Annotated in this window: 1 protein-coding gene; it reads right to left on the reverse strand. The window is 70.2% G+C overall.

Annotated elements, in window-relative coordinates; translation table 11 throughout:
• Positions 1-2,524 (reverse strand): beta-ketoacyl synthase N-terminal-like domain-containing protein (locus ACFY0P_RS52085; protein ID WP_388929523.1); only part of this gene is annotated, 2,524 nt, incomplete at both ends.

Consider the following 2,524-nt stretch of genomic DNA (forward strand, 5'->3'; position numbering starts at 1 on the left):
GTCCGGCGAGGTAGTCGGGTCGTACGCCGAGGCTCGTCAGGAGCGTGAACAGGGCGGTGTGGTAGGCGAAGAGCGCGGTCTGGGTGTAGAGGGTCTGTCCCAGCAGTTCCGAGTCGTCGCCGAACATCACGTCCCGCAGCGGGTGTTGCAGGTGCGGGTCGAGGAGTGCGCAGACCTCGTCGAGGGCTTCGGTGAAGACGGGGTAGGTGTCGTACAACTCCCGTCCCATGCCCGGCCGTTGTGAGCCCTGTCCGGAGAACAGGAACGCCAGCTTCGAGGTTCCGGAGAGAGTCGCCTTGCCGGTCACGACGGCGGAACTGTCCTCGCCGTCTGCCAGAGCCCGGAGCGCTGAGTGGAATTCCTCGGTGGTGCTGCCCAGGAGAACGGCCCGGTGATCGAGTGTGGCCCGGGTGGTGGCGAGGGTGTGCGCGATGTCGCGGAGGCTGGCCTGGGGGTGCGCGGTGAGATAGCTGTTCAGCGCCTTGGCCTGCGCACGCAGGGCGACCTCGCTCCGTGCCGACAGCAGCCAGGGCACGACCGGGGCAGCGGATGTCTCCTCGATTGTCGGTGTGGGTGGGGTGGTGGGGGGTTGTTCGAGGATGACGTGGGCGTTGGTTCCGCTGATGCCGAAGGAGGAGACGGCGGCGCGGCGGGGCCGGTCGACGTCGGGCCACGACGTGTTCTCGGTAAGGAGGTTGATGTTGCCCTCGGTCCAGTCGACTTGGTCGCTGGGGTGGTCGATGTGGAGGGATCGGGGGAGTTCGCCGTGGTGGATGGCCTGGATCATTTTGATGATGCCGGCGACGCCTGCGGCGGCTTGGGTGTGGCCGATGTTGGATTTGATGGAGCCGAGGTGGAGGGGGTGTTGGCGGTCCTGTCCGTAGGTGGCGATGAGGGCTTGGGCTTCGATGGGGTCGCCGAGTCGGGTGCCGGTGCCGTGGGCTTCGACGGCGTCGATGTCGGTGGGTTGGAGGTTGGCGTTGGCGAGGGCTTGGTGGATGACGCGTTGTTGTGCGGGGCCGTTGGGTGCGGTGAGGCCGTTGGAGGCGCCGTCCTGGTTGACGGCGGAGCCGCGGACGAGGGCGAGGACGGGGTGGCCGTTTTGTTGGGCGTCGGAGAGGCGTTCGAGGAGGAGGAGTCCTGCTCCTTCGCCCCAGCCGGTGCCGTCGGCGGCCGCGGCGAAGGGTTTGCAGCGGCCGTCGGGGGACAGCCCCCGCTGCCGGCTGAACTCCACGAAGACGGCAGGACTCGCCATGACGGTGACACCCCCGGCGAGTGCCAGTGAGCACTCGCCCTGGCGCAGCGACTGGGCGGCGAGGTGGAGGGCGACCAAGGAGGAGGAGCAGGCGGTGTCGACGGTGACGGCGGGGCCTTCGAGGCCGAAGGTGTAGGCCACCCGGCCCGACGCCACACTGCCCGCGCTACCGGTGCCGACATATCCGTCCAACTCGTCGGGGCGACGCGTCAGGCGGCTCGCGTAGTCGTTGTACATGACGCCGGCGAAGACGCCCGTCCGGCTGCCGTGCAGGGTCGCGGGGCGCAGACCGGCGCGTTCGAAGGCCTCCCAGGCGGTCTCCAGCAACAGTCGCTGCTGTGGGTCGATGGCAAGTGCCTCACGCGGGCTGATGCCGAAGAAGTCCGGGTCGAAATCGGCAGCGTCGTGCAGGAAGCCGCCGTGGCGGGTGTACGTGGTGTGCGGTCGGCTGGGATCCGGATCGTAGATGTCGGCCACGTTCCAGCCGCGGTCGGCGGGGAAGCCGGAGATCGCGTCGGTGCCCGAGGCCACCAGGTGCCAGAGGTCCTCGGGTGTCCGTACGTCGCCCGGGTAACGGCACGCCATCGCCACGATCGCGATCGGGTCGTCGGTCGCCGCGCCGACCGCCCGGGGTCGGCCGGTGTCGGCCGCCGTGCCGAACCACTCGCGGACGAGGTGCGAGGCGAGCTGGAGCACCGTCGGGTGGTCGAAGACGAGGGTGGCAGGCAACCGGAGCCCGGTCGCCCGCTGGAGGCGGTTGCGCAGTTCCACGGACATCAGGGAGTCATAGCCGAGGTCCTTGAACGCCTGGTCCGGAGCGATGTCTTCGGGACGGGCGTGTCCGAGGACCGCAGCGACGTGTTCGCGCACCGCCTCGGTGAGCAGCCGCTCGCGCTCCCCGTCGGCAGCGTCCGACAACCGGTCGTACAACGTCGTGTCCCCGGGCCGCGGTGCGGCGGCCCGGCGGACGGGCCGTCGGGCCAGTCCCCGCAGGACGGGCGAGACGGCCTCGTCGGTGACCTCGATGCGGGCCGGAACCAGTACCGGGTCGGGCAGGCCCAGCGCCGCGTCGAAGAGGGCCAGCCCCTCCGCCACGCTGATCGGCGCGACCCCGCTGCGCTCGATGCGCGCCCGGTCGACCTCGCTCAGGGTGCTGCCCATGCCCTCATCGGGATCCCAGAGTCCCCAGGCGAGGGAGGTGGCGGGGAGGTGGTGGGTGTGGCGGTGGTGGGCGAGGGCGTCGAGGTAGGTGTTGGCGGCGGCGTAGTT

Origin of the sequence: Streptomyces sp. NPDC001714, from assembly GCF_042892755.1 — a bacterium.
Lineage (GTDB): Bacteria > Actinomycetota > Actinomycetes > Streptomycetales > Streptomycetaceae > Streptomyces.